This window comes from Propioniferax innocua (genome assembly GCF_006716235.1).
GTDB classification, from domain to species: domain Bacteria; phylum Actinomycetota; class Actinomycetes; order Propionibacteriales; family Propionibacteriaceae; genus Propioniferax; species Propioniferax innocua.
In genome coordinates, this window is sequence record NZ_VFOR01000001.1 from 1,209,262 (window position 1) to 1,232,079 (window position 22,818).

19 protein-coding genes and 1 pseudogene are annotated in these 22,818 nt (G+C 65.2%); 8 read left to right on the top strand and 12 right to left on the bottom strand.

The features are described from left to right. Positions 1-56 precede the first annotated feature (56 nt). Together FB460_RS05720 and mptB are read right to left on the bottom strand one after the other, a co-directional pair. The gene (locus FB460_RS05720) at positions 57-1,058 is read right to left on the bottom strand and encodes a 3-hydroxyisobutyryl-CoA hydrolase (RefSeq protein WP_142093082.1); all 1,002 of its coding nucleotides are present in this window, start codon (positions 1,056-1,058) and stop codon (positions 57-59) included. A gap of 40 nt (positions 1,059-1,098) precedes the next feature. Then, positions 1,099-2,628 carry a polyprenol phosphomannose-dependent alpha 1,6 mannosyltransferase MptB gene (gene mptB, locus FB460_RS13020; RefSeq protein WP_170209957.1) on the bottom strand — a complete coding sequence of 510 codons (1,530 nt, stop codon included), beginning with the start codon at positions 2,626-2,628 and terminating at the stop codon, positions 1,099-1,101. A 117-nt stretch (positions 2,629-2,745) separates the two neighbouring features. On the opposite strand from mptB, the gene FB460_RS13025 reads away from it, so the two are divergent. Next, on the top strand, positions 2,746-4,635 hold the full coding sequence (locus tag FB460_RS13025) for an alpha-amylase family protein (RefSeq protein ID WP_170209958.1): 1,890 nt from the start codon (positions 2,746-2,748) through the stop codon (positions 4,633-4,635). Between the two features lie 115 nt (positions 4,636-4,750). Here the strand turns inward: FB460_RS13025 and FB460_RS13165 are convergent, their stop codons facing one another. The 10 genes and pseudogenes from FB460_RS13165 to FB460_RS05770 form a co-directional block, all read right to left on the bottom strand. Continuing rightward, a complete protein-coding gene (locus FB460_RS13165) occupies positions 4,751-5,185 on the bottom strand; it encodes an MFS transporter (protein ID WP_211345890.1) in 435 nt (144 codons plus the stop codon). Further along, the gene (locus tag FB460_RS13170; RefSeq protein ID WP_211345844.1) at positions 5,113-5,898 is read right to left on the bottom strand and encodes an MFS transporter; all 786 of its coding nucleotides are present in this window, start codon (positions 5,896-5,898) and stop codon (positions 5,113-5,115) included. Before FB460_RS13170 ends, FB460_RS13165 begins: the two co-directional genes overlap by 73 nt. A gap of 190 nt (positions 5,899-6,088) precedes the next feature. Further along, positions 6,089-6,705, bottom strand: a pseudogene (locus FB460_RS05735) (SMP-30/gluconolactonase/LRE family protein). Positions 6,706-6,768: 63 nt separating this feature from the next. Beyond that, a complete protein-coding gene (locus tag FB460_RS05740; protein WP_170209959.1) occupies positions 6,769-8,388 on the bottom strand; it encodes a class I adenylate-forming enzyme family protein in 1,620 nt (539 codons plus the stop codon). Further along, the gene (locus FB460_RS05745) at positions 8,375-9,529 is read right to left on the bottom strand and encodes a glycerate kinase (protein WP_142093085.1); all 1,155 of its coding nucleotides are present in this window, start codon (positions 9,527-9,529) and stop codon (positions 8,375-8,377) included. Before FB460_RS05745 ends, FB460_RS05740 begins: the two co-directional genes overlap by 14 nt. A 58-nt stretch (positions 9,530-9,587) precedes the next feature. Further along, on the bottom strand, positions 9,588-10,922 hold the full coding sequence (locus FB460_RS05750) for an MFS transporter (protein WP_211345845.1): 1,335 nt from the start codon (positions 10,920-10,922) through the stop codon (positions 9,588-9,590). A gap of 83 nt (positions 10,923-11,005) precedes the next feature. Next, a complete protein-coding gene (locus tag FB460_RS05755; RefSeq protein WP_142093086.1) occupies positions 11,006-12,193 on the bottom strand; it encodes a thiolase family protein in 1,188 nt (395 codons plus the stop codon). Positions 12,194-12,207: 14 nt separating this feature from the next. Further along, positions 12,208-13,677, bottom strand: a complete 1,470-nt coding sequence (locus tag FB460_RS05760) for a CoA-transferase (protein WP_211345846.1) — start codon at positions 13,675-13,677, stop codon at positions 12,208-12,210. Next, a complete protein-coding gene (fabG, locus tag FB460_RS05765) occupies positions 13,674-14,411 on the bottom strand; it encodes a 3-oxoacyl-ACP reductase FabG (protein WP_211345847.1) in 738 nt (245 codons plus the stop codon). Before fabG ends, FB460_RS05760 begins: the two co-directional genes overlap by 4 nt. 4 nt (positions 14,412-14,415) lie before the next feature. Continuing rightward, positions 14,416-15,456, bottom strand: a complete 1,041-nt coding sequence (locus FB460_RS05770) for a LacI family DNA-binding transcriptional regulator (RefSeq protein ID WP_170209960.1) — start codon at positions 15,454-15,456, stop codon at positions 14,416-14,418. A gap of 328 nt (positions 15,457-15,784) precedes the next feature. Here FB460_RS05770 and FB460_RS05775 point away from each other — a divergent pair, with 328 nt between their 5' ends. The 7 genes from FB460_RS05775 (at position 15,785) to FB460_RS05805 (ending at position 22,793) form a co-directional block, all read left to right on the top strand. Further along, positions 15,785-16,183, top strand: coding sequence for an NADH-quinone oxidoreductase subunit B (locus FB460_RS05775; protein ID WP_142093089.1), 399 nt, complete (start codon positions 15,785-15,787; stop codon positions 16,181-16,183). Positions 16,184-16,193: 10 nt separating this feature from the next. Then, positions 16,194-16,790, top strand: a complete 597-nt coding sequence (locus tag FB460_RS05780) for an NADH-quinone oxidoreductase subunit C (protein WP_142093090.1) — start codon at positions 16,194-16,196, stop codon at positions 16,788-16,790. After that, positions 16,787-17,110: a 4Fe-4S binding protein gene (locus FB460_RS05785; RefSeq protein ID WP_142093091.1), complete on the top strand. Its 324-nt coding sequence runs from the start codon at positions 16,787-16,789 to the stop codon at positions 17,108-17,110. The genes FB460_RS05780 and FB460_RS05785 overlap by 4 nt, the downstream gene beginning before the upstream one ends. Positions 17,111-17,261: 151 nt before the next feature. After that, positions 17,262-19,112, top strand: coding sequence for a 2-oxoacid:acceptor oxidoreductase subunit alpha (locus FB460_RS05790; protein WP_281281824.1), 1,851 nt, complete (start codon positions 17,262-17,264; stop codon positions 19,110-19,112). Positions 19,113-19,121: 9 nt separating this feature from the next. Then, entirely contained in the window at positions 19,122-20,222 is a 1,101-nt protein-coding gene (locus FB460_RS05795; RefSeq protein ID WP_142093092.1) for a 2-oxoacid:ferredoxin oxidoreductase subunit beta, read from the top strand. 48 nt (positions 20,223-20,270) lie between these two features. After that, complete coding sequence (locus FB460_RS05800; RefSeq protein ID WP_142093093.1) at positions 20,271-21,356, top strand: hypothetical protein; 1,086 nt, start codon at positions 20,271-20,273, stop codon at positions 21,354-21,356. A 105-nt stretch (positions 21,357-21,461) separates the two neighbouring features. After that, positions 21,462-22,793: a hypothetical protein gene (locus FB460_RS05805; protein ID WP_170209961.1), complete on the top strand. Its 1,332-nt coding sequence runs from the start codon at positions 21,462-21,464 to the stop codon at positions 22,791-22,793. Positions 22,794-22,818 lie beyond the last annotated feature (25 nt).

Here is a 22,818-nt window from a genome sequence, read left to right on the forward strand (position 1 = left end):
GACTACGACATCTGAGGCAGGCCATGAGCCATGCTGCCTCGATCACCGGCCAGGGTTCACCCCTGGGGCGCTGAATCGACCAGGTGCTGGACCTCGTCGAGATCCACGCCTGTCCATCCGTCGGGGTTCCACTGTGGAGATTCGCCTTTGTCAACAAGACGGCACCGCACACCTTCGAGGAAGTCGTGCTGACGGACCACGGTGCTGGCCAGGTGCAGATCCTGAGCGAAGACCTGTGCCAGTGTCAGACTCTCCGCCCTGTCCATAGCCGCCCAAGTGACTGCGGCCGCGTACGGACTGCGTTGGACGATCGTGTCGGCGACGGCCTGCGCGTCATCGCTGCCATGTTGCCGCAACGCACGGACCACTGCCGCAGGATCCTCCGCCTCATAGGCGGAGAGCCACTCGGCTCCGTGCACAACCGGTTCGGCGTCCAGAACTCCCGGGAGCCGGTCCGAAGCGAGCATCGGGTCGGTTTCGAGAGCATCGAGCACCGCGCGTGTGTCCTCGACGACCACATCGGCGATCCCGGCGGCCAACGCGTCACCGGCGCCGAAGGACATGCCCGAGAGCGCCATGTGCCGCCCCAGATTCCCGGCCCGGCTGAGCGGATGCATCATTCCCACGTCAGGGAAATATCCGATCCCGGTTTCGGGCATCGCCATCTTGCTGCGCGGCGTCACAACACGCAGATCAGCATGAGCGGAGATGCCCAAGCCTCCGCCCATGACGATGCCGTCCATCAGCGCCACGACGCGCTTCGGATACGTGGCGAGAGTTTCATCCATACCGAACTCGAGGGTGAAGAAGTCCAGAGCATGCGGATCTCCACCGATCACGCCCTGTCGTACCGCCTTGACGTCCCCTCCGGCGCAGAGCCCACGGTCACTCGTGCTGGTGATGACGATGGCGGCGACGGCGTCGTCATCTCGCCACGCATCCAACTGCCGCGTGATGGCACCGCACATCGGCGCGGTGAGCGCGTTGATGGCCCGCGGCCGGTTCAACGAGATGACGCCGAGCTGACCACGGATGTCGAACAGGACCTCGTCTTCCATGCCCTACATCATGGCCCACATCGAGTTCTGGTTCACGACGTCACGCGACATCTGCTGTTCCTTCCGCCATCTCCTCGCTCGCCTCACGCCGGAACTGACGGCGATCCTGACCCCAGAGCACCCAAGCGAACGCCAGGAGACCCGCCCCGGCCAGGGCGAAGGATTCGTTGCGGATCGCGAAATTGATACTCGAGTAGGCCAGCAGCAGGATCGACGCCCATGCCGTGACGCGCGTGACGAAGACCGACGGATGCACGAAGGCGAGGAAGACGAGAACCCAGCTGAAGTACCAGGGATGCAGGGCGGGGCTCCCCAGGGCCAGCGCCAGGAATGCGACCGGCAGGAAATGCATCGGTCGTCGGGGTGTGTACCGGATGTACAGGGCCACGATCACGAGCGCGCCGATGGCGATGCCGATCATCCGCACGACACGTGTGACGCCCTGTGCCCCTTCGACGTACCCGAGGAGATACATCGCCTGACGCAACGCGTCGCCGATCATCGTCGACGGTGCCATGGTGAACACCATCCCGGGCACGTTGAGGGCCTCGATCCATCCCCACCCGAGGCCACACCCGAGGTCGATGAACACGAACATGATGCTGGCGAGAACCGTCCCGAGGAACACCCGCCACACGCCCTGCCAGAAGCGACGCCACGCACTGGCGGCAGGCGTCAACACCGGGAGAGCCAGCAAAGCCACCGGAACGATCGCAAGGATCGCCGGGATCTTCACCGCAGCACCGGCGGCCACGAGCGCACACCCGGCCAGGAACCTGCCACGGGAGGCGACGAAGAGCGCCAGCGCGACGAACCCGATCATGATGGCGTCATTGTGGGCGCCACCGATCAGGTGCGTGATGGTCAGCGGGTTGACGATGCCGAACCAGAGGGCCAGACGAGGATCGACGCGGAGACGCCGCGCCAGGGAGGGCACGGTGACGGCCACCGCCACCACGCCGGTGATCGCCAACAGGCGCATCCCCACCGATGCCGACCAGTACGGCGAGTGACCGAAGAGATTGACCACGAGGTGATTCAGCTGCAGCGCCAGGGGGCCGTAGGGAGCTCGGGTGAAGCGCCAGGTCTCCACCACCTGATCGGCCCAGCGTCCAGGCATCATCGCCACCGGCATCTCGTAGGGGTTGATGCCCTGATGGATCATCTCGCCCTCGGCGGCATACGCGTAGGCGTCGTGGCTGAAGACCGGCGGGGCGAGCAGCATCGGGAACGACCACAACACCAGAACTGCCCGGAAGCCGATCATCGGTGCGCCCCGGCGTGGACGCAGCTGCATCCATGCCTGCATGATCAGGGCGACCCCGGCCAAGGCAGCGAGAGTTCCGAGGACCTTGGCCAACCAGAACTGCTGCACCCCGCCCAGGATCTCCCACCACGGGGAGTTCTCCGGGAGGAAGGCCGGGGTGATCGATCCCACCGCGATGAGCGCCGAACCGACCATTCCTCGACGCACAGCAGGTTGCGCGAATGCGTTCACGAGAGCGGCCGTGATGTCGGCTCGAGTGCGCTGAAGGCGCGTGCCCCACGTCTGCTCGAGCTCCTCGCCCACGCGACGTCCTCCGATCACCGTTCTGGGCCCGACATCCCGAAACCCCGCTCCTTGCAGCCGAGCACCACACCCCCGATGCTCGATCCGCCGCAACAGGCTACCCGGCACAATGAGCCCATGCCCAAGTCTGCCGAACTGCCCACGTCCACCGATCTGTTCAAGATTCGTCGCGCGGCTCTGGCCAAGGAGGTCATCGCTCCCCTGCGGAAGTTGTACGGCGAACGCGACGACGTGGACGAGGTGATCGACCTCATGTTCGAGGTTGCCGCCAAAGCCTGGGGTGAACGCCCACAAGCGCTCCGCGAACTCGACGAGGCCCGGCTCACGCACCCGGACTGGTTCCAGCGTCCCGATCAACTCGGTTATGTCTGTTACGCCGATCGCTTCGACGGCGGGCTTGACGGGGTGCGGTCCCGGTTGGACCACCTGGCCGAGCTGGGGGTCACGACGCTGCATGTGATGCCGGTGCTCGAGCCACGGCAGGGCCCCAATGACGGGGGCTACGCCGTCGCGTCCTACCGGCGGGTCGATCCCCGACTCGGCACGATGGACGACCTGCGTGGGCTGGCGTCGGACCTGCATGAGCGCGGCATGTCGCTGGTGTGTGACCTCGTCTGCAACCACACGGCGGCCGAGCACCCGTGGGCACGCAAAGCCCGCGACGGCAAGAAGAAGTACCGCGATTACTACTGGATGTATCCCGATCGCGAGATGCCGGACGCCTGGGAAGGATCATTGCCCGAGGTGTTCCCCGATTGGGCGCCAGGAAATTTCACTTGGCTTCCCGACGCCGAGCAGTGGGTGTGGACGACGTTCAACGAATACCAGTGGGATCTGAACTACACGAACCCTCGGGTGCTGGCCGAGATGGTGGCGAATGTCTGCTTCCTCGCCAACGTCGGCGTCGACATCATCCGTCTCGACGCCGTGGCCTTCATGTGGAAGCGCTTGGGCACCACCTGCCAGAACCAGCCCGAAGCCCATCTGATCGTCGAGGTGATGCGCGCCGTCCTGCGCATGGTGGCCCCGGCGTCGATCCTGCTGGCCGAGGCCATTGTCGCCCCGGAGGACCTCGTGCCATGGTTCGGACGCGGCGAATCGACCGGCAAGGAATGCCAGCTCGCTTACCACAATGTGTTCATGGTGACGCTGTGGTCAGCCCTCGCCGAACACGATGCCCGACTGATGAGCTCGGTGTTGAACCGCATGCCACAGATCCCGTCGAGCGCGTCATGGCTCACCTACGCCCGCCTGCACGATGACATCGGATGGGCCATCACCGACCAAGACGCCGCAGCCGTGGGACTCGACGGTTTTGCTCACCGCGCGTTCCTCTCCGATTTCTACTCCGGCGGGTTCCCCGGCTCGTTCGCCGTCGGCGAGGTCTTCCAATCAAACCCCCGCACCGGTGATCGACGCATCTCCGGCACATTGGCGTCCTTGGCCGGGCTCGAGCGGGCGCTGGCCCCGTCGGGATCCAGCACACTCGTGGAACATGCCATCCGACGGATCCTGCTGGTGCACTCACTGGTGTTCGCCTTCGGCGGGTTGCCGTTGATCAATTCCGGCGACGAGATCGGCATGCTCAATGACCACGCCTGGGCCGACGAACCCTCACATGCTGACGACAACCGATGGATGCACCGTCCCGTCATGGATTGGGACGCCGCCGCCCGACGCCACACGCCCGGGACCGTGGAGGCACGGATCTTCGAGGGGCTCCAGCATCTGGCGGCGGTGCGGAGCACCGTGCATGAATTCCACGCCGACACCCCCGGCACTGCCCTCGACGTCGGTAACTCCAAGGTCTTCGCATGGCACCGCAGCGGTCCGCGCGGCCGAATACTGGTGCTGGCGAACGTGACCGATGAGGACTTCTCGGTGGACACCATGCATGGCGGAGCCGGCCATGACGGCGAGTGGATCGACCTGCTCACCGGCGAGAAGCAGGGACGCATCGTGCGCCTCGATGCGTACATGACACGTTGGCTGCGTCCTGCGGAATGACGCCGAAGTGGTGGGTCTCGAGAACACGCTTCCCGAGACCCACCACCTCCATCCAGCTCCCCGTCTCACAAAGGCTGCTCCGGAGGGGAAGCCCCGCCAGCCCATGTACGGCGGTTCAGCCAGCCACCTCCTGACGAGTGCGGTTGAAGACTTGGCACAGGACGCCCAGCAACGCGCAACCAGCCACGAACAGGAAGGAGGTGTTGTAGCCGGTGATGCTCTGCCAGCCGCCTCCGAGACCGATGATCCCGCCCATCAGCAGCGGCGCAAGGCCCCCGCCACAGAACATGGCGGTGGTGATCACGCCGTTCGCCGTGGAGTGGGCACCGACCGGAGCAGAGTCCGAAGTTGCCGCGTAGTAGATGGGCCACACCGCATTGGCCACCAGGCCGAAGAACAACTGGATGCCGACGTACGCGGCCATCGAGCCGGCGAAGTAGAAGGCCCCCACGCCGATCGCCATCCACACACCACAGATCATGATGGTCGTCCGGCGTCCGATGTAGTCCGAGATGCTCGGCCACAGGATCTGCCCGAAGATGCCGGTGATGTTGAAGCGGTCGACAGGCTGGCTGCTCCCGAGAACGACAGCCCGACGATGTTCGCGATGTACAGGGGCAGGACGTAGTTGATGCCCATGTAGACGATCTGCGTCAGCAAGGTGGTGCCGGACGTCAGGAGGACGCCGCGGTTCAACAGCACGCGCTTCAAGGTTCCGGACTCGTCGGCACGGCTCTCTTCCTCTTCCGTGTCCAGAGGCACGGTCAGGCCCGCATCCCGCATGGAGGCGTAGGTGCGCTGGATCCGCTCACTGGTGGAGTACCACCGCCAGAAGAGCATGACGGGCAGAGCCACGATCAACCCGATGAAGAAGACATAACTCCAGCGGTCCTCACCGAAGACATTCAACACACCGGCGACGGCGAGTCCGCTGAAGAGGGCTCCCACTGGGTACCCCGTGTGGTGGGCGCCGAGCGCGAACCCATGGCGTTCCTTGGGCCACCATTCAGTGGTGTTGGAGATACCGATCGGTTCTCCCCATCCGGCGCCCAGGTTGACCCCCAGACGCAGGGCCACGAAGGCGATGAAGTTGTGTGCCACCAAACGGATACCGGTGATCGCGGAGAGCAGGTTGTAACCGATGACGAGAGGAACCTGGAAGGCCGCACGCCGCCATCCGACGCCGAAACGGTCGCTCCAGCAGACCCCGGGATCGCCATCACCGCTAGGGAGAACATGATGAGGGCGGTAATGCCACCCCATGCCTCGGGCGAGAGCTTGAAGTGATCGGTGATGACCGGACCGAGCCGGAGGATGACCTCGCGGTCGAAGGCATTGATCACCCAGATCATCCATGTGACGCCGAGGGCCACCCACGAGCCTCGGGGAACAGCACTCAGGGGCGCTTCCCCACGCTTGATACGAACATGGCTGGACATGGTCGTCTCCTCGCTCAGCCCGCGAACCGATGTGCAGCAACGCCCCTGATACCCAGGTCGTCGACGACCAGAAGTGCACCGCGAAGTGGTCCGTCCTCGGGGAAACGGGGCAACGGCGGCCGCGCCATCGTCGTCACGTACAGGCGGTCGAGGTCCGGGCCCCCGAAGGTGGGGCAGGTGACCTTCTTCACCGGCATCTCGATCTGGCGTTCGAGCCTGCCCTCGGGGTCGAAGCGATTCAGCTTGCCTCCGTAGACATGCGCCTGCCAGACGATCCCCTCGGAGTCGACGGTCATGCCGTCGACAGCACCTCCATCAGAGCGGTTGACGGTGGCGAACACGCGACGATTCGACACATTCCCAGTGGCGAGGTCGTAGTCATACGCCCAGATGTCCCCGGTCCAGGTGTCTGCGAAATAGAAGACGGATTCATCCGGGCTCCAGCAGGGCCGTTCGAGCAGATGATGCCTTCATCGAGAACTTTGATGCTCAGGTCCTCCCCTATCGAGTAGAGGCGTCCTGACGGTTCGTCCTCAGCCATGTCCATGGATCCGAAGACGAAGCGTCCCCGGCTGTCCGTCTTCCCGTCATTCAGACGATTCCCTTCGAGGCCGCCCTCGCGAGAAGCCAGAAATTAATCCATCAAATCCACATTCTGCGGTTCTCGGGTTCGCCGACCCGAAAGTTTTCCTGCCTAGACAGAAACCCTGGCCCCTTCACTGTTCGACTGCTCCGCGAAGCGTCGTCGCACCTCGGCCTTGTCGATCTTCATGTTGGCGGTCAGCGGCAGCTGCTCCCCGAACACGAGCCTCGTGGGGTTCTCGTAGTGGGCGAGCAGTCTCTCCAGCTCCGCGTCGATCACGGTCTCCGGGACGGGACGTCCGTCCTCGGTCTCAACGAAGGCAGCGACTTCCTCTCCGTAGATCTCACTCGGGATTCCGACCACAGCCGCATCGACGACGCCGGGAACCTGCCTGAGGGCCTCCTCCACATCGATGGTCCACACCTTCTCGCCGCCACGGTTGATCATGTCCTTCGTCCTGTCGACGATGAACAGGTATCCGTCCTCGTTGATGTAGCCGACATCGTGTGTGTTCAACCAGCCGTCGCTCTCCAGCTCCTCGGTCGGCGGGTCGTAACAGCGCAGGACGTTGGTGCCGCGCACCCACACTTCACCGCGCTCCCCCACCGGAGCATCGGTCCCATCTTCGGTTCGCACCATCACGTCGAGCCCTGGAATGGGGCGCCCCGAAGCGCCGCGGTGGACGCTCGTTGCGGCGTCACAGGGAAAGACCACGCCCGGGGAGGACGTCTCGGTGAGCCCATAAATCGTCCGGAACGACATCGTCGGCAACCACTCATGCAGTGCTTGGATGCGCCCCACGGGCATATGTGCCGCCCCGCAGGCCATGATCCGCAGCGTGGGCAGCGCCGAGAATGCGCCCCGCTCTGCCAGCAACAGCGCGAAGACCGTGGGCGAAGCATGGATCATCGTGAGTCCTTCATCGCGGACCGTCTCGAGCACACGTTTGGCGTTGAAGCGACGGTGCAGGTACAGAGTGCCGCCCACATGCACGAACAGCCCCAGGAGCGCCACCATGCCAGTGATGTGGTAGATCGGCACCGGGATGATGCTGGAGTCGTTCGAATCAAGCTCGAAGATTCGCTGATAGGCGACGATCGCATGCCCCACATTGCGATTGGTGAGACATACGCCCTTGCTCCGGGACGTCGTCCCGGAGGTGTACATCAAGATGCAGTCCGCTCCCTCATCCGGATCCGGTCCACTGACAGGCAGCTCGGCGAGCGGCCAACGACGGAACCCATAGCCCTCCGCCCTGTCCTCCGCGAACCACACCAAGGGCGCCGCCTCGATGAGGGCGAGGGACTCAAAGCGCCGCTCGACGATCAACAACGACGGCTCCGATCGGCGAAGCAGTGCCTCGATCTCGGATTCCCGATGCTTCGATGGCACGGGGACCACAACGGCTGCACACTTGTTGACGGCATACACGGCCACGGCGAATTCGATCGAGGTGTCGAGGAGGAGGGCCACTCTCTGCCCGGGCCGGATCACTCGCGCCAACGAGGCAGCCGCCTGATCCACCAGTGCCCGCAGGGTCGCGAAGGTCACTCGCACCCCGTCGTCTGCGACGAGCGCCACGTCATCGGGCTGACGCCGCGCTGTTTTCGCAAGGGAGTCGTAGAGGCTCACGGGAGCGTCGGTGTAGACGCGAAGCGGAACTCCATCCACCTCCTTGGTCACCAGGCCGCGACATGTCTTGGAATCCCACAATGCTTCACCGGTCAGCACCGATCTCACCCCTTCCTATCTTGATCAACTGACACGCTGTGGCCACGGCGGCCTGGAGGTTCTGCTCACCATTCGCGAGAGCGTCCTCGAGGGAGCCGGGTTCTCGGACGATGGGGATCACCGCGTCCACCCCCGGCGGCAGGTGGTCGGACGGCCCCAGAGCCACCCGGCCTGCGAACACGAAGGTGACCGCGCCGGATGCGGCAGCGCGACTCGCCAACTGGCATGGCACTTTCCCGTTCGCTGACTGCAGATCGAAGCTTCCTTCCCCGGTGAGCACGAGATCCGCCTTCTCCAACAGGGTTTGGGCTCCCACTGCATCCAGGACGAGGTCCGCTCCGGATTGCAGAACCGCAGGGGCACCGATGAGGAGCCCGGCCGCCATGCCCCCGGCAGCGCCCGCTCCCGCGATGTCCCGGACGCGTTTTCCGGTCACCGCCTCCATGACGTCCGCCCAACGGGTGAGGGATGCCTCCAGCGTTTCCACGTCGGCCGGAGAAGCACCCTTCTGGGGCCCGAACACCGCGCTTGCTCCGGCTGGCCCCAACAACGGGTTGTCAACGTCGCATGCTGCGCGAACTCGCGTGCCAGCGAGCCGCGGGTCCAGCCCGGACAGGTCGACGTCAACCAGGCCTGTCAAGGCTGCACCCCCTGGCGGCAGCGCCTTCCCGTCTTCGCCCAGGAAGCGCACCCCGAGGGCTTCGAGCATCCCTGCACCAGCGTCGTTCGTGGCGGAGCCGCCCAGACCGATCACGATTTCCTCGGCCCCGAGGTCCAGCGCCGCGGATATGAGCTGGCCGACACCCCGGGTACTCGTCACCAGCGGGTCACGAGCCTCCCGGGGGATGTGCTCCAACCCACACGCCGCGGCGCTTTCCAACACGGCGAGTTTCGTCTGTGGAATCCATGCGAACTCCCCAGATCGTTCTCGGCCCAGCGCGTCTTCCACCACAACCCGCTGCACGGCGCCTCCCATGGCAGCGCAGACGGCTTCGACGGTTCCTTCGCCACCATCGGCCAAGGGCAGTTCGACGACCTCAGCCTCGGGGAACACCGACTTGATGCCCACGGCCATGGCCCGGGCTGCACGCTGCGCAGTCATCGATTCCTTGAATGAATCCGGTGCACAGAGGATCAACATGCCGCTCCTTCGTCTGGTCAGGAGCGCAACACTGGCCGGGCCGCATCGCCCGTCCGCATCACGCCATGGAATCGTTCTTGGAACCGCGGAGTGCCCACGCCAAGAGCGAGCCGAACACCGCGAGTCCGATGATCAGCCACAGGCCCGAGAGCGAGTTGCCGGTCGACTTCTCCAGCGCCCCCATCATCGTCGGACCAAAGAACCCGCCGAAGAGCCCGAACATGTTCACCATCGCGATGCCCGCAGCCACAGCTGCTCCACTGAGCCGGCGTCCGGGGAAGGTGAACAGCATCGACTGGATCACGAAGAACCAGAACGCCGCGAAGGAGAACCCGACGACCGCGAGCGCAAGGTTGCCCTGCGAGACCGCAGCGATCACCAGGCCGATGGCCACGCTCACCAGACCGCCCGAAACCATGCTCTTCTGGCGCATGACGGTGGTTCCGAACCGCGGTAGAAGGGTCGAACCGATGGCAGCAGCGATCCAGGGGATCGCCGTGATGAGACCGATCGTGAGGCTCGACATGTTCGCGTCGAAACCGTGAACCATCGCCGGCAGGAAGTAGCTCAACGAATAGACGGCCACCTGATGGGTGAAGTAGACACCGATGACCACCCAGATGATCGGGTCCTTGGCCACGGGGATCAGCGCACGAAAACCATGTGCCTTCGCGCCCTGCCCATCGTCCTCGGCAGCGAGTTGCTCCTCCAGGAGCTCCTTCTCGTCGCTGCTGAGCCACGAGGCTCCGGAGGGGCGGTCCGGCAGGCGGAACCATACGACGAAGGCGAGTAGGACGGCGGGAAGTCCTTCGATGATGAACATCCATTGCCAGCCGTGGAGTCCCGCCATTCCGTCCAGCTGCAGCAGCAGACCGCCCAACGGTGCGCCGATGATGTTGGCAAGCGAGACACCGAGCAGGAACAGGCCGATCGCCTTCGCCCTCTCGTGCCGGGGGAACCAGTAGGTGATGTACAGGATGATGCCGGGGTACAGCCCGGCCTCGGCGATACCGAGCAGCACGCGAAGAACGTAGAACGACCATTCGTTCCACGTCAGGGCCATCGCCATCGAGATGAGGCCCCAGGTGATCATGATTCGGGTGATCCAGAACCGCGCGCCGAATCGGTGCATCAAGAGGTTGGACGGGATCTCGAGGAAGGCGTAGGCCGCAAAGAACAGCCCGGCTCCCAGACCGAATGCCGCCGCGTCAAGACCGACGTCAGCGCTCAATGCCTCCTTGGCCATCCCGATGTTCGTTCTGTCGATGAACGAAATGATGTACACGATGATCAGGAGCGGCATCAGCTTTCCGAAGTTCTTCTTGCTGATCCCGTTGAGCCGATCACGCTTGTTAGGGTCTGCCATGGGCCCAACCATGATGGAGTCGGACATGGATTCCTCCTTGAATCGATGCGATGTGGTGGGTCGAGGGTGTGGTCCCAGTGGCCGCTGGGACCACACCCGTGTTGGTTAGGTCAGAGGGCGCGGAAGATGGCCGCGACGGCCTGGCCGCCGCCGATGCACATGGTCACGAGCCCGTGTTCAAGCTGCTTCTTCCGCAGATTCGCCACCGTGCGCAGCGAAAGGATCACGCCCGTCGCACCGATCGGATGGCCCCAGGCGATCGCGCCGCCCAGCGGATTGGTCTTCTCCGGGTCGAGACCGCCATCACGCATCACGGCGACCGCCTGCGATGCGAACGCCTCGTTCAGCTCGATCCAGCCGAAATCCGACAGCGCCATCCCGGTACGGTCGAGAATCTTGTCGATGGCTAGCTTGGGCGCGTATCCCATGATCTCGGGACGCAGTGCGGCCTTGCAGAAATCCACCAACTCGGCCTGCGGCTCGAGCCCCCGGTCGCGCGCCTCGCTCTCTCGCATGAGCACGACTGCGGCGCCGGCATCGTTGATACCGGAGCTGTTGCCCGCGGTAACGGTTCCCCCCTCGACGAACGCCGGACGCATGCGCCCGAGCTTCTCTGCGGTGACGCCATCGCGAGGGTGCTCATCGGTGTCGACGACACGCTCACCACGACGCTCCTTGACTGTGAGTGGTTCGATCTCATCGGCAACCGCCCCGGCAGCCAGCGCTTCCTGGGCCCGACGCTGGGACTCGGCCGCGAACTCATCCTGGGCTTCACGGGAGATGTCGAATTCTCGCGCGACATTCTCTGCGGTGTTGCCCATGGGGTAGCCACCGAACGGATCGGTGACCAACGACAGCGTGCCGTCGATCAGCTTGTGATGCCCCAGTTTGTATCCCGTGCGCGCCTGGAAATCCATGAATGGTTGCCGGGTCATGTTCTCGGCGCCCGCGGCCACCGCGATCTTCGTCTCGGGGTTCAGCCGGAGCTCCATGGCGGCCGACGCGATGGCTTGCAGCCCGGAGCCGCAAAGACGATTCACACTCATGGCCGTGGACGATTCCCGCGCTCCCGCGGACAGGGCGACCCGGCGTCCGACGAACGCGTCACCGCCCACCTGCCCGACGCAGCCGACAATGAACTCGTCGACATCTGCGACCTCGACCCCGGCCCGCGCAGCCGCTGCCTTGACGGCATGGGCGCCGAGCAGGTGGTTGTCGACGTCCTTCAGCTCACCTCCGAAGGAACCGGTTGGTGTACGTGCGCCGCCGACGATGACGATGCGATCCGGTGTACTCATGATGTTTCCTCCATTTATTCGTTTGCGCCGAGGACGAATTGGATCGCCGCGACGGCCTGATCGGCTTCGGGTGTGTCGAGGGTGTGGATGACGCGCCATCCGGCGTCGGTGAATTCGAGGACGTAGTACTCGGAGGCCAAAAACACCTGCTTGCCGCGGGCCAGCGCTCTGGCGGAGCTGAAGGAAACCTGGTCCACGCCGTCGACGAACTTCTGGTGCCTGCCCGCGGCCGAGATCAGGAAACAGATCTTGCGGGCGCCATCGGTGATGTCCATGAACCCGCCGACACCCACTGCGCGGCCACCGAGGAGGGAGACGTTGACATCACCCTTCCGGTCGACCTGACCGGCCCCCATGAAGGTGATGTTGACTCCGCCACCGTTGTAGAAGTCCATCTGCTGAGGGTGTCCGATGATCGCCTGGGGTTTGATGGCAGCGCCGAAATCGACCACGCCCAGAGGAATCCCGCCATACGTCCCCGACTCGACGGTCAGGTGAACCTGATCGAGAAGACCAGCGCGGTGGAGGGCGCGTCCGACGGTGTCGGCGGGGATCCCGGTGCCCACGTTGATCACATCCCCGGGTTCGACGAGCCGCACTCCGTTCATTCCGATCGAGATGCGTTCCTCCGCCATCTCCTGCGCCTCGAATGCCTTGCCCACGTTGTCGGGCGAGACGAAACCGGACAGGAGGTCATCGTTGAACCGAGGGAACGAATGTGTCTGGCGATGGTGCAGCTCCGGATCGCTCGTGACAGCCGCATAATCGACGAGCACGCTCGGAACCGTGACATCGCGGGCGCGGATCGCGCCGGGCTCGACGATCTCCTTCACCTGAGCGATCACAATGCCACCGCAGTTGTGCACGGCCTGAGCGATCGCCAAGGCGTCCAGCCCGGAGACCTCTTCGCGATGGGTCAGGTTGCCCAGTTCGTCGATCACGGCGCCTCGGATGAACGCCACATCGAAGTGCATGGGTTTGTACCGCAGACATTCCTGGCCATCGAGCTCCACGACATCGACGTATTCGTCGACGGGGATATTCGTCTTCGCCGAGGCATTGAAACGACCACCGTCAACGCGTGGGTCCACGAAGGTCCCCAGCCCCACGGTCGAAAGCTGCCCGGGACGGCCCGCTGCGATCGTCCGATACAACGTTGACAGCTGTCCCTGCGGAAGGCAGACACACTCCGCCTCGTCCGCCCCGAGAAGCTCCCCCAGCTTCGGGGTGAGCCCCCAGTGGGATCCCACGACGCGCTTGACGAGCCCCTTGTGAGCGAGCCGTGACGCACCGATCTCTCGGTTGGACTGCCCCGCCGCCTGGACATAGGTGAGGTCACGGGGCGCTCCGGTCGCGAGGAACGAGGACTCGACGCACTCGAGGAGTTCGTCGGCCACCCCCATCAGAGTCATCCCATCGCCGACGACGGTGGCTCCGTTCGGGACGAGTCCAGCGACCTCGTCCATGGAGATGAACTTCGTCACAGCTTGTAGCCCCCTCCGATGTTGATGACTTCGCCGGTGACATACGCGGCGTCGTCGCTGGCGAGGAAGGCGACCACCCGCGCAACGTCAGCCGGCTCACCGGCACGACCGAGCGGGATCTTGTCGAGCTGTGCGTTGAACAGATCCTCCGGCATGCCCCGAGTCATGTCGGTCTCGATGAACCCCGGGCAGACCGCGTTGGCGGTGATCGTCTTCCGCGCCAGCTCCTTGCTGATCGAGCGGGTCAGCCCCACGACGCCGGCTTTCGCCGCCGCGTAGTTCGTCTGGCCGATATTGCCCATCCACGAGGCGGAGGCCACGTTGACGATGCGCCCGTAGCCGTTGCCGCGCATGTGTGTCCCCACTGCCCGGCAGAGGTAGAACACACCGCTGAGGTCGACTGCGATCACGCTGTCCCACTGCTCATCGGTCATCTTCCACAACATCGAGTCCCGGTTGATCCCTGCGTTGTTCACCAGGATGTCGATCCGTCCGCAGCGCTCGATGATCTCGGCCACCACGCGGTCGACGTCTTCTCGCTGGGCGACGTCCAGAGCCAGCCCGAATGAGTCGTTGCCAGCGGCCTCTGCGGTCTCCTGAGCCGCTTCCTGATTCACGTCGAGCACTGCCACTCGGGCTCCTCGGGAAGCCAGTTCCAGCGCGATGCCCCTGCCGATGCCCCGGGCGCCGCCTGTGACGATGGCGACCCGATCCGTCATGAGATACGAGGTCATGGCCTCATTCCTTTCTGCTCTGACATCCGCAGCTCCTGCCGATGTACAACTTGTAATTGCAATAGATGGACTGGGCCTCGGCGTTGGGCTCCGACAACCGGTGCCGGACGAGGCCCATGGCCCGCTGGGCCATCTCCAGGCGTGGCTGAACCACCGTGGTGAGGTCGACAAGGCGTGAGCGCGCGCCCGTCAAACCGTCGAACCCCACCACCGCGATGTCATCGGGCACCTTGAGCCCATGTGCGTGGAGGACGCTGATCAACCCGAGGGCAATGGAATCTGTGCCACAGATCACCGCTTCGGGAAGCTCCGCCTGTCCCAGCAGATACTCCGCCGCGCGGATGCCGTCGGCCTCGTTGAGGCCGGCTGTGATGTTCCAAGACCGCGGCAGCGCGACGCCCGCCGCACGCAACGTTTTTCGGTACCCCTCGGCGCGCACCCGCGAGGCGCTCGACATGGGAGACCCGGCGATGAGCGCGAATCTGCGGTAGCCGTGCTTCAGCAGATGTCGGGCCATATCTCCTCCGGCACGGAAATCGTCGATGCCCACAAAATCGGCGTCCGTTCCCAGATTCCGTCGCGAGAGCTGCACGAATGGGGTGTGTGCATGGCGCAGAAGCCGTGTCAACGAGGCGTCGTCGGCCTGGCTCACGGTGAGGATCATTGCGTCCACGTTGTGCGCGATCATGGCGCTGACCGCCTGGTCGATCGATGACTGTTCGTCGGCGGTCTGGCTGATGAACACCTCGTGCCCATAAGAACGAGCCGCGTCCGTGACGGTCACAGCCAGCTCCGAATAGAACGGGTTGAGGACGTCTGCCAAAACAAGCCCGAACACGGTGCTCTGATCCGATGCTGCGGCAGCCTGAGGAATGATCATGCCTCGTTCCCGAGCCGCATCGAGGATGCGTGCGCGCAGTGCATCGGAGACCCCGGGCTTACCATGGAGCGCATACGAGACCGACGCCGCACTGACACCAAGGGACCTGGCCAGCGCGGCGGCACTGGTTCGTGCCCCATCATCTGCGGCCTTGGTATGCGTCATGGCGCTCATCGTTGTGCTCCCATCCGGAGCGACCGTCGCTGGCGCCCCAGTGCATTTAAGTCTCGAAGCCGGCATTGGCTTAAGCAACCATTAAGCCCCCGTCATGAAAGGCTTCACTCGGTGTGTGGCCACCCTTCGAGACGGCGGTCGACCACGCCTGAGGGACGGGCCAGAACGACCCGGCTGCGGTTGAACAGCATTATTTCGCCACCCGGCCCGGAGCAGCGGAAGGTCCATAGAGCGGCCCCACCGGGCGGCTCCGCTCCAGGGCCGCCCACCTCCGACCCGTGCAGTACGTTCCGGGCGTTCCCGCACGTAAGGTGACCCCATGCAGGCATGGGACTGGTTCGGCGACCGATCACTGATGGTGGTCGACATCTCACTGGCGTGCTGCGCCATCGAGATGGAAGCCGCCACAGCACTTCATGCCGTGCATGACGACTCCGCTCCCCGGGGGCAGGTACCGCTCCAGCCCGGGGACACCGTCGCGATCATCGTCGCCGGCACCGTCACCGATGCCGTCGTGGCGCATGTGGAGCAGATCATCGCCCGCCACGACGCCAAGGTGGTCTCGTTCGGCGTCTGCGCATCCAGTGGCGGCCCCTACTGGGACTCATACGCGGTCACCAAGGGCATCGGGCAGATGCTCGAGGTGGCCCGGTTCGTCCCCGGATGCCCGCCCACCCCCGCGGCCCTGCACAGCACCCTCGAGGAGCTACGGGCCTAGAATCACCCCCATGACGCCAGAGACGAGCGAAGCACCACCTACCAAGTGGCGTCACGCGGTGACGACAGCGAACAAGTGGCGTCACGCGGTGACGACAGCGACCGAAGCGGGCTTCACACACTTCGACTGGCTCGACTGCAGCGATCAGATCGGCCGCACCGAGGAGTTCTGTCTCACCCTGTGTCTGCGTCACGGAGATCCGTATCGCGGCGAAGAGACCCTCATCGAGACATCCATCCCCCGGGACGAGGCGTCCGTGGACTCCCTGTCTGACGTGTTCCCGGGGATCACGTGGTCCGAACGGGAGATCGCCGACCTGTTCGGGATCAGCTTCACCGGCGGTGACCCACGCCCCCTCCTTCTGCCCCCGGATTTCGGCGCTCACCCATTGCGCAAGGAATCGGTCGCCGCGGCCCGCGTCGCCGCCTCATGGCCGGGGGCCAAAGAACCCGGGGACGCCGCCCCGAGTCGGCGGCGCATGGTGCCACCGGGCGTCCCCGACCCCGAGGTGTGGGGCGCGCGCGACGCCGACGCCCCCGAACCCGACCCCGCCGACGTTGCAGGCAGCGCCGAGGGCGGCCGCGTCCGACGCAGGAGGACCCGATGAGCCACGGCCGTATCGACCTGATCGAGTCACGCTGCACCTCCTGCATGATCTGCGCCCGCGAATGCCCGGTGTGGTGCATCCACATCGAATCGCACACCGAGGTGAACGCCGATGCCCCCACCCAGCAGACCGGTCGCGGGCCACGTTCACGTACTCGCAACGTGCTCGACAGCTTCATCATCGACTGGTCGATCTGCATGTACTGCGGGATCTGCGTCGAGGAATGCCCGTTCGATGCCTTGGAGTGGGCCGACGCGGCAGTTCCCTCCGCTGATCTGGCCGGACTCCGACATGACATCGACCAGCTTGCACCCACATAATGGGATTAGTTTTTCCTATGGATCCATAGGCTATGGTGTCCAAGGTTGCCCCCGCTCGGCAATCGCCAGCTGCACACAGCCATGGCCCTGTTTTTAGCAAGCTACGGGTTGCTAAAATCGGGGCACCTCAACAGAAAGTGACCTCCCCGACGTGTCCGTACAGACCCTTGACCGCGTGGTGATCCGCTTCGCCGGCGACTCCGGCGACGGTATGCAGCTCACCGGTGACCGCTTCACCGCAGACGCCGCCGTGTTCGGCAACGACATCTCCACCCTCCCGAACTTCCCGGCCGAGATCCGCGCCCCGCAGGGAACGCTTCCGGGGGTGTCGAGCTTCCAGTTGCATTTCGCCAACTACGACATCATGACCCCCGGAGACAGCCCCGATGTTCTGGTGGCGATGAATCCGGCCGCGCTCAAGGCCAATATCTCCGATGTGCCGCGTGGCGGCCTGGTGATCGCCGACAGCAATGAGTTCACCAAGCGCAACCTCGCCAAGGTGGGCTACGAGACCAACCCGCTCGAGGACGATTCCCTGGACGCGTATCAGGTGTATGCGCTCGATCTCTCGGGAATGGCCATCGCCGCGGTGAAGGAATTCGGCCTGACCCGCAAGGACGCGACACGCTCGAAGAACATGTTCACCCTCGGCCTCCTGTGCTGGATGTATGACCGGGAAACCGCGGGAACCGAGAAGTTCCTCACCGAGAAATTCGCCGACAAACCCGTGATCCGCGACGCCAACCTCGCGGCGTTCCGCGCCGGCTACGCCTTCGGGGAGACCACCGAGGCCTTCGCCAACCAGTTCCATGTGGGCAAGGCACCGGCGGCTCCGGGACGTTACCGCCAGATCACCGGCAACCGCGCGCTCGCATTCGGCCTGCTCACCGGCGCCTACAAGGCCGGCCTTCCCATGTTCTTCGGCGCCTACCCGATCACGCCGGCGTCCGACGTGTTGCACGAGTTGAGCAAGCACAAGCGCTTCGATGTGACCACATTCCAGGCCGAGGACGAGATCGCCGCGATCGGCGCGGCCCTCGGCGCCAGCTTCGCCGGTCACCTCGGCGTCACTTCATCTTCGGGCCCGGGCGTCGCGTTGAAGTCCGAGACGATGGGGCTGGCGATCATGACCGAGCTGCCTCTGGTGATCTGCGACATCCAGCGCGCCGGCCCCTCCACCGGCATGCCGACCAAGACCGAGCAGTCCGACCTCCTGCAGGCTCTGTACGGACGCCACGGCGAAGCCCCGCTCCCCGTGATCGCCGCGCAGACACCGGCCGACTGCTTCGACGCCGCACTCGAGGCGGTCCGGTGGGCCATCACCTACCGGACGCCAGTCATGCTGCTCTCCGACGGCTACATCGCCAACGGTGCCGAGCCGTGGCGTCTGCCCGATGTGAGCGAGATCGCCCCCATCGACCCCGAATTCGCCACCGAGACCAACGGCACCGACGCCAAGGACAACGCGACGTTCCTGCCGTACAAACGCGACCCCGAAACGTTGGCTCGTCCATGGGCCAAGCCCGGCACCGCCGGTTTGGAGCATCGTCTGGGTGGTCTGGCGAAGGCCGACGGCTCCGGCTCGATCTCGTACGACCCCGAGAACCATGACCGCATGGTGCGGCTGCGTCAGGCCAAGGTCGACCGCATCGTGCGCGAGGTGCCCGATGTGGTGGTGGATGATCCCGATGGCGCCGATGTGCTGGTGCTCGGCTGGGGCTCGACCTACGGGCCGATCACCGCCGCGGTGCGCCGCGTCCGCGCCGCAGGTGGCCGGATCGCACAGACGCATGTGCGCCATCTCAACCCGCCGCCGGCGAACCTCGGCGAGGTCCTCCAGAGCTACCGGCGCGTGATCGTGCCCGAGATGAACCTGGGCCAGTTCGCCATGGTGCTGCGCGCCAAGTACCTCGTGGATGTGGAGTCGTACTCGCGGGTGCGCGGCCTGCCCATCTCGTTGTCGGAGTTGGCCGACGACCTGCTCGACATCGTCCAGAACTGAGGAGTGGACATGACACAGACTTCACCGGACCAGAACTCACCGGCCCAGACCTCATCAGCAAAGGGCCTCAACCGTGTTCCCCTGGCGGTCACCCCGACCACGCGCAAGGACTACACCAGCGATCAGGAGGTGCGCTGGTGCCCCGGATGCGGCGACTACGCGATCCTGGCCGCGTTCCAGGGCGTCCTGCCCGAGTTGGGCATTGCGCGCGAGAACGCCGTGGTGATCTCCGGAATCGGCTGCTCGTCGCGCCTTCCTTATTACATGGACACCTACGGCATGCATTCGATCCATGGTCGCGCGCCGGCCATCGCCACCGGTGTGGCCACCGCGCGTCCCGATCTCGCGGTGTTCGTGATCACCGGTGACGGCGATGCCCTCTCGATCGGCGGCAATCACCTGATCCACACGATGCGCCGCAATGTGAACCTCACGATCCTGCTGTTCAACAACCGCATCTACGGGCTCACCAAGGGCCAGTACTCCCCCACCTCGGAGGTGGGGAAGGTCACCAAATCCTCCCCCGCCGGTTCGGTCGATGCCCCGTTCAACCCGGTTTCGCTGGCGCTCGGGGCCGAGGCGACGTTCGTGGCCCGCACGGTGGATTCCAACCGCAAGCACCTCAGCGAGGTCCTCACTGCAGCGGCGGAACACCGAGGCACGTCGCTGGTGGAGATCTACCAGAACTGCCCGATCTTCAACGACGACGCATTCACCGTGTTGAAGGATCGCGATTCGGCGGCCGACGCGATCGTGCCGCTGGTGCAGGGCGAACCGATCGTGTTCGGTGCCGAGAATCAGTGGGGCATCGTGCGGACGGCGACCGGCGGGGTCGAGGTGAAGGAAGTCGCCGAGGTCGGCTTGGAGAACGTGCTGGTGCACGATGCCCACGACCCCGACCCAACGACCGCGTTCGCCCTCTCGCGTCTGACCGATGCCGGCGTCCTGCAGCGGTCCCCGATCGGGATCTTCCGGAGCGTCGAGCGACCCGCGTACGACGATCTGATCCGCGAACAGGTGGAGACGGCCGTCGGCTCGGATCCCGCCGACGATGCGATGGTCAACGACCTGCTCGCCGGCTCCGACACCTGGGTGGCGGCCGAGGCCTGACCGACCGTTCCCGAGCGCGTCGATGAACTTGGGGGTAGTCTCCCGCGCGTGACGAGTCCATGGCAGCGCCCCGACCCCGACCAGAGCCCGCCGCCTCGGGATCTCCCGCATCCAGGTGATCGGCCGCCGGCTCGGGCCATCGAGCCCGAACCGGTGGCCCGGCATCGCTCGATCTGGGCCTGGGTGGTGCCGTTGGCCTTGGTCAGTGCGCTGATCCTCGTGGGCGCAATCGTTCTTCGAGCCCGCAGTCAGGCCTCTGCCCCGCAGCCGACCCCGGTCGTTCGGAACGACACCAAGGAGGCGGCCGCAGTGGCCTTCCTCACTGCAGTGTCGGAGGGCCGCGCGAGCGATGCCCTCGCCATGTCGGCCACCGAACAGAACGGGCCGTTCCTGACCGATGAGGCATTGCGGGCTTCCCTGGATCAGGCTCCGATCAGCGATATCGGCGTCGAGGGCGTCGACGGCGATGTGGTGCGGTTGAAGCACCGCGTCGGCGAGGAGGAGACCGTGACCTCGCTGGCCATGGAGCCCAAGGGGGAACAGTGGCAGGTGGAGCGTGCGGCTGCGGAGGTTCTCGTGGCACCGCGGCCCGAGATGGTCCCGGTGATGGTGGACGGGGTCAAGGCCGAGGCTCCGGGCTACGAATATCGGGTGCTGCTGTTCCCCGGCCAACACCAGATGTCCACCGGTTCACAGTGGCTCGAGTTCCCGAACGGCACGTTCACGGTGACCGACCTCTCGGAGCCCGAACCGGTCGACGCGACCGTGGCTGTTGCCGACGAGACCGAAGCGGGTGTGCGACGTGTGGTCGAGGAACGATTGCGGTCCTGCGCCCAGCGCAACGAACTCGCGCCGGAAGGCTGCCCCTGGAACTACACCGCGCCCGACGATCAGCCCATCGATCCTGAATCCGTCCAGACCTCGCTGGTGGGGGATCCCGTGCAGGACTTCGAAGGGCCGACGCTGAACGAGCACGACGCCCTGGCCACCGGACGCGTATCGTTCACGCTGCAGATCACGGCCACCATCACGGTGGAGGGCAATCCACAGCCCTTCGACCAGCAGATGGAGGTCGAAAGCGGATACACCACGGATCTGCTGACCGAAGCGCCCGATTTCACATGGTCAGAATGACTGTGCAGACGCCCCGGTCGGAACGGCCGAACTGCCAGCATGTCCGGATGACTGTGAAGTGGGCTTAGTCTTGGACGCGGCCGTCTGTGAGAAGGGGTGAGTTCGATGCAGGATGATCCGGACACGACTCGACTCAACCCCACCGGTCCCCGCCCCTCGCAGGGCCAGCCCGCACGGCCACCCCATCGGCCGGACGCCGGTATGCCGTCCGCGAGCCAGCCGTCGGCCTCCCACACCGGTGGCCCGTGGTTCCAAGCCGACGAGACCGGAGTTCCTCCTTCATTGGGGAACGCGAAGCCTCAGCAACCGGTCAGCGCGCGTCCTGCCCACGAGCGTCGACCCACCACGCGTGAGCAGGCGCCCCGACCTTCGGCTCCGGTGGCGTCGGCCCACCAAGCCGAGCCGACGCCAGGCGAACGCCCCGATGCCCGGCATTCTCCCGAACCGCCACGAAGGTCTCGTCGGCGTCGCCGTGGCCCGCAGAAGTCCAACACCGGGATCATCGTGGGTGGCGTCGTCGCCGGCATCATGGTCATGGTGTTGGTGGTGGGTCTGATCGTGATCGCGACCAATTCGGTGCCCGGCACCGCTCCCGTGGCCGCCCGCACGCCTGAGCAGGTGGTGGAGAAGTTCTTCGACGCGTTGCAGGAACACGATGCCGAAGCGGCGATCGCGCTGCAGGCCGGTGAGGTGCCCGCGAGTGAGCTGCTCACCGACGAGGTACTGCGCCGCTCCCAGGAGATCGCCCCCATCTCCGATGTGTCGGTGAAGCAGACCGGCGCGGCCTCGGTGCACGTCACCTATCGGCTCGGCGACGAAGAGGCCCAGGCCGATTTCCCGGTGGTGCAGAACCAGGATGGAGATTGGCAGCTCGCCCACGTCACCACAACGGTCCAGGTGACCCGCCCCACGAATGTGCCGGTTCTGATCAACGATGTGGAGCTCACCGCCGACAGCGTCGAGGCGTTTCCTGGCGCCTACCTCATGACAACCTCGCTGACTCGTATCGAGTACGACGCCGAACCCTTCTTGGTCCAGGGCCCCGATTCCTTCCCGGTGCTCGAGCCCCAGCCCCGGCTCTCCGCCGAGGGGATCACCGCCTTCCGCGAGAACGTCGAAGAGGCCCTGGCCGCCTGTATGGAGCGTCGTGAACTCGAACCGGAGGGGTGTCCGCAGCTGGTGACGGCCGGCTCGGAGCAGCAGGCCGATCCGGCGACGATCCGCTGGACGCTCGTGGGTGACCCGGTCGAGCAGTTGGATCCCGTCCTCTCCGACCAGGACCAGACGGTCGCCGAGGCCGACCTCACCGTGACCGTCGCGCTCTCGGTCAAGGTGAAGAACGGTGAGACAGAGGGCATGGCCGGGGAACAGTACGACTTCGAGACCACGGCACGCGGATCGGTCGTCAACGATCCCATCAAGGTCCGTTTCGAGTAACCATGCGTCGCCGGTGGGGTGAACG

What these genes read in the sequence shown, in the direction of transcription:
- FB460_RS05720 (WP_142093082.1), bottom strand. Translation starts at nt 1,058, where the DNA reads ATGGAAGACGAGGTCCTGTTCGACATCCGTGGTCAGCTCGGCGTCATC.
- FB460_RS13025 (WP_170209958.1), top strand. Translation starts at nt 2,746, where the DNA reads ATGCCCAAGTCTGCCGAACTGCCCACGTCCACCGATCTGTTCAAGATT.
- FB460_RS13170 (WP_211345844.1), bottom strand. Translation starts at nt 5,898, where the DNA reads ATGGGGTGGCATTACCGCCCTCATCATGTTCTCCCTAGCGGTGATGGC.
- FB460_RS05745 (WP_142093085.1), bottom strand. Translation starts at nt 9,529, where the DNA reads ATGTTGATCCTCTGTGCACCGGATTCATTCAAGGAATCGATGACTGCG.
- FB460_RS05750 (WP_211345845.1), bottom strand. Translation starts at nt 10,922, where the DNA reads ATGTCCGACTCCATCATGGTTGGGCCCATGGCAGACCCTAACAAGCGT.
- FB460_RS05755 (WP_142093086.1), bottom strand. Translation starts at nt 12,193, where the DNA reads ATGAGTACACCGGATCGCATCGTCATCGTCGGCGGCGCACGTACACCA.
- fabG (WP_211345847.1), bottom strand. Translation starts at nt 14,411, where the DNA reads ATGACCTCGTATCTCATGACGGATCGGGTCGCCATCGTCACAGGCGGC.
- FB460_RS05770 (WP_170209960.1), bottom strand. Translation starts at nt 15,456, where the DNA reads ATGACGCATACCAAGGCCGCAGATGATGGGGCACGAACCAGTGCCGCC.
- FB460_RS05775 (WP_142093089.1), top strand. Translation starts at nt 15,785, where the DNA reads ATGCAGGCATGGGACTGGTTCGGCGACCGATCACTGATGGTGGTCGAC.
- FB460_RS05780 (WP_142093090.1), top strand. Translation starts at nt 16,194, where the DNA reads ATGACGCCAGAGACGAGCGAAGCACCACCTACCAAGTGGCGTCACGCG.
- FB460_RS05785 (WP_142093091.1), top strand. Translation starts at nt 16,787, where the DNA reads ATGAGCCACGGCCGTATCGACCTGATCGAGTCACGCTGCACCTCCTGC.
- FB460_RS05795 (WP_142093092.1), top strand. Translation starts at nt 19,122, where the DNA reads ATGACACAGACTTCACCGGACCAGAACTCACCGGCCCAGACCTCATCA.
- FB460_RS05805 (WP_170209961.1), top strand. Translation starts at nt 21,462, where the DNA reads ATGCAGGATGATCCGGACACGACTCGACTCAACCCCACCGGTCCCCGC.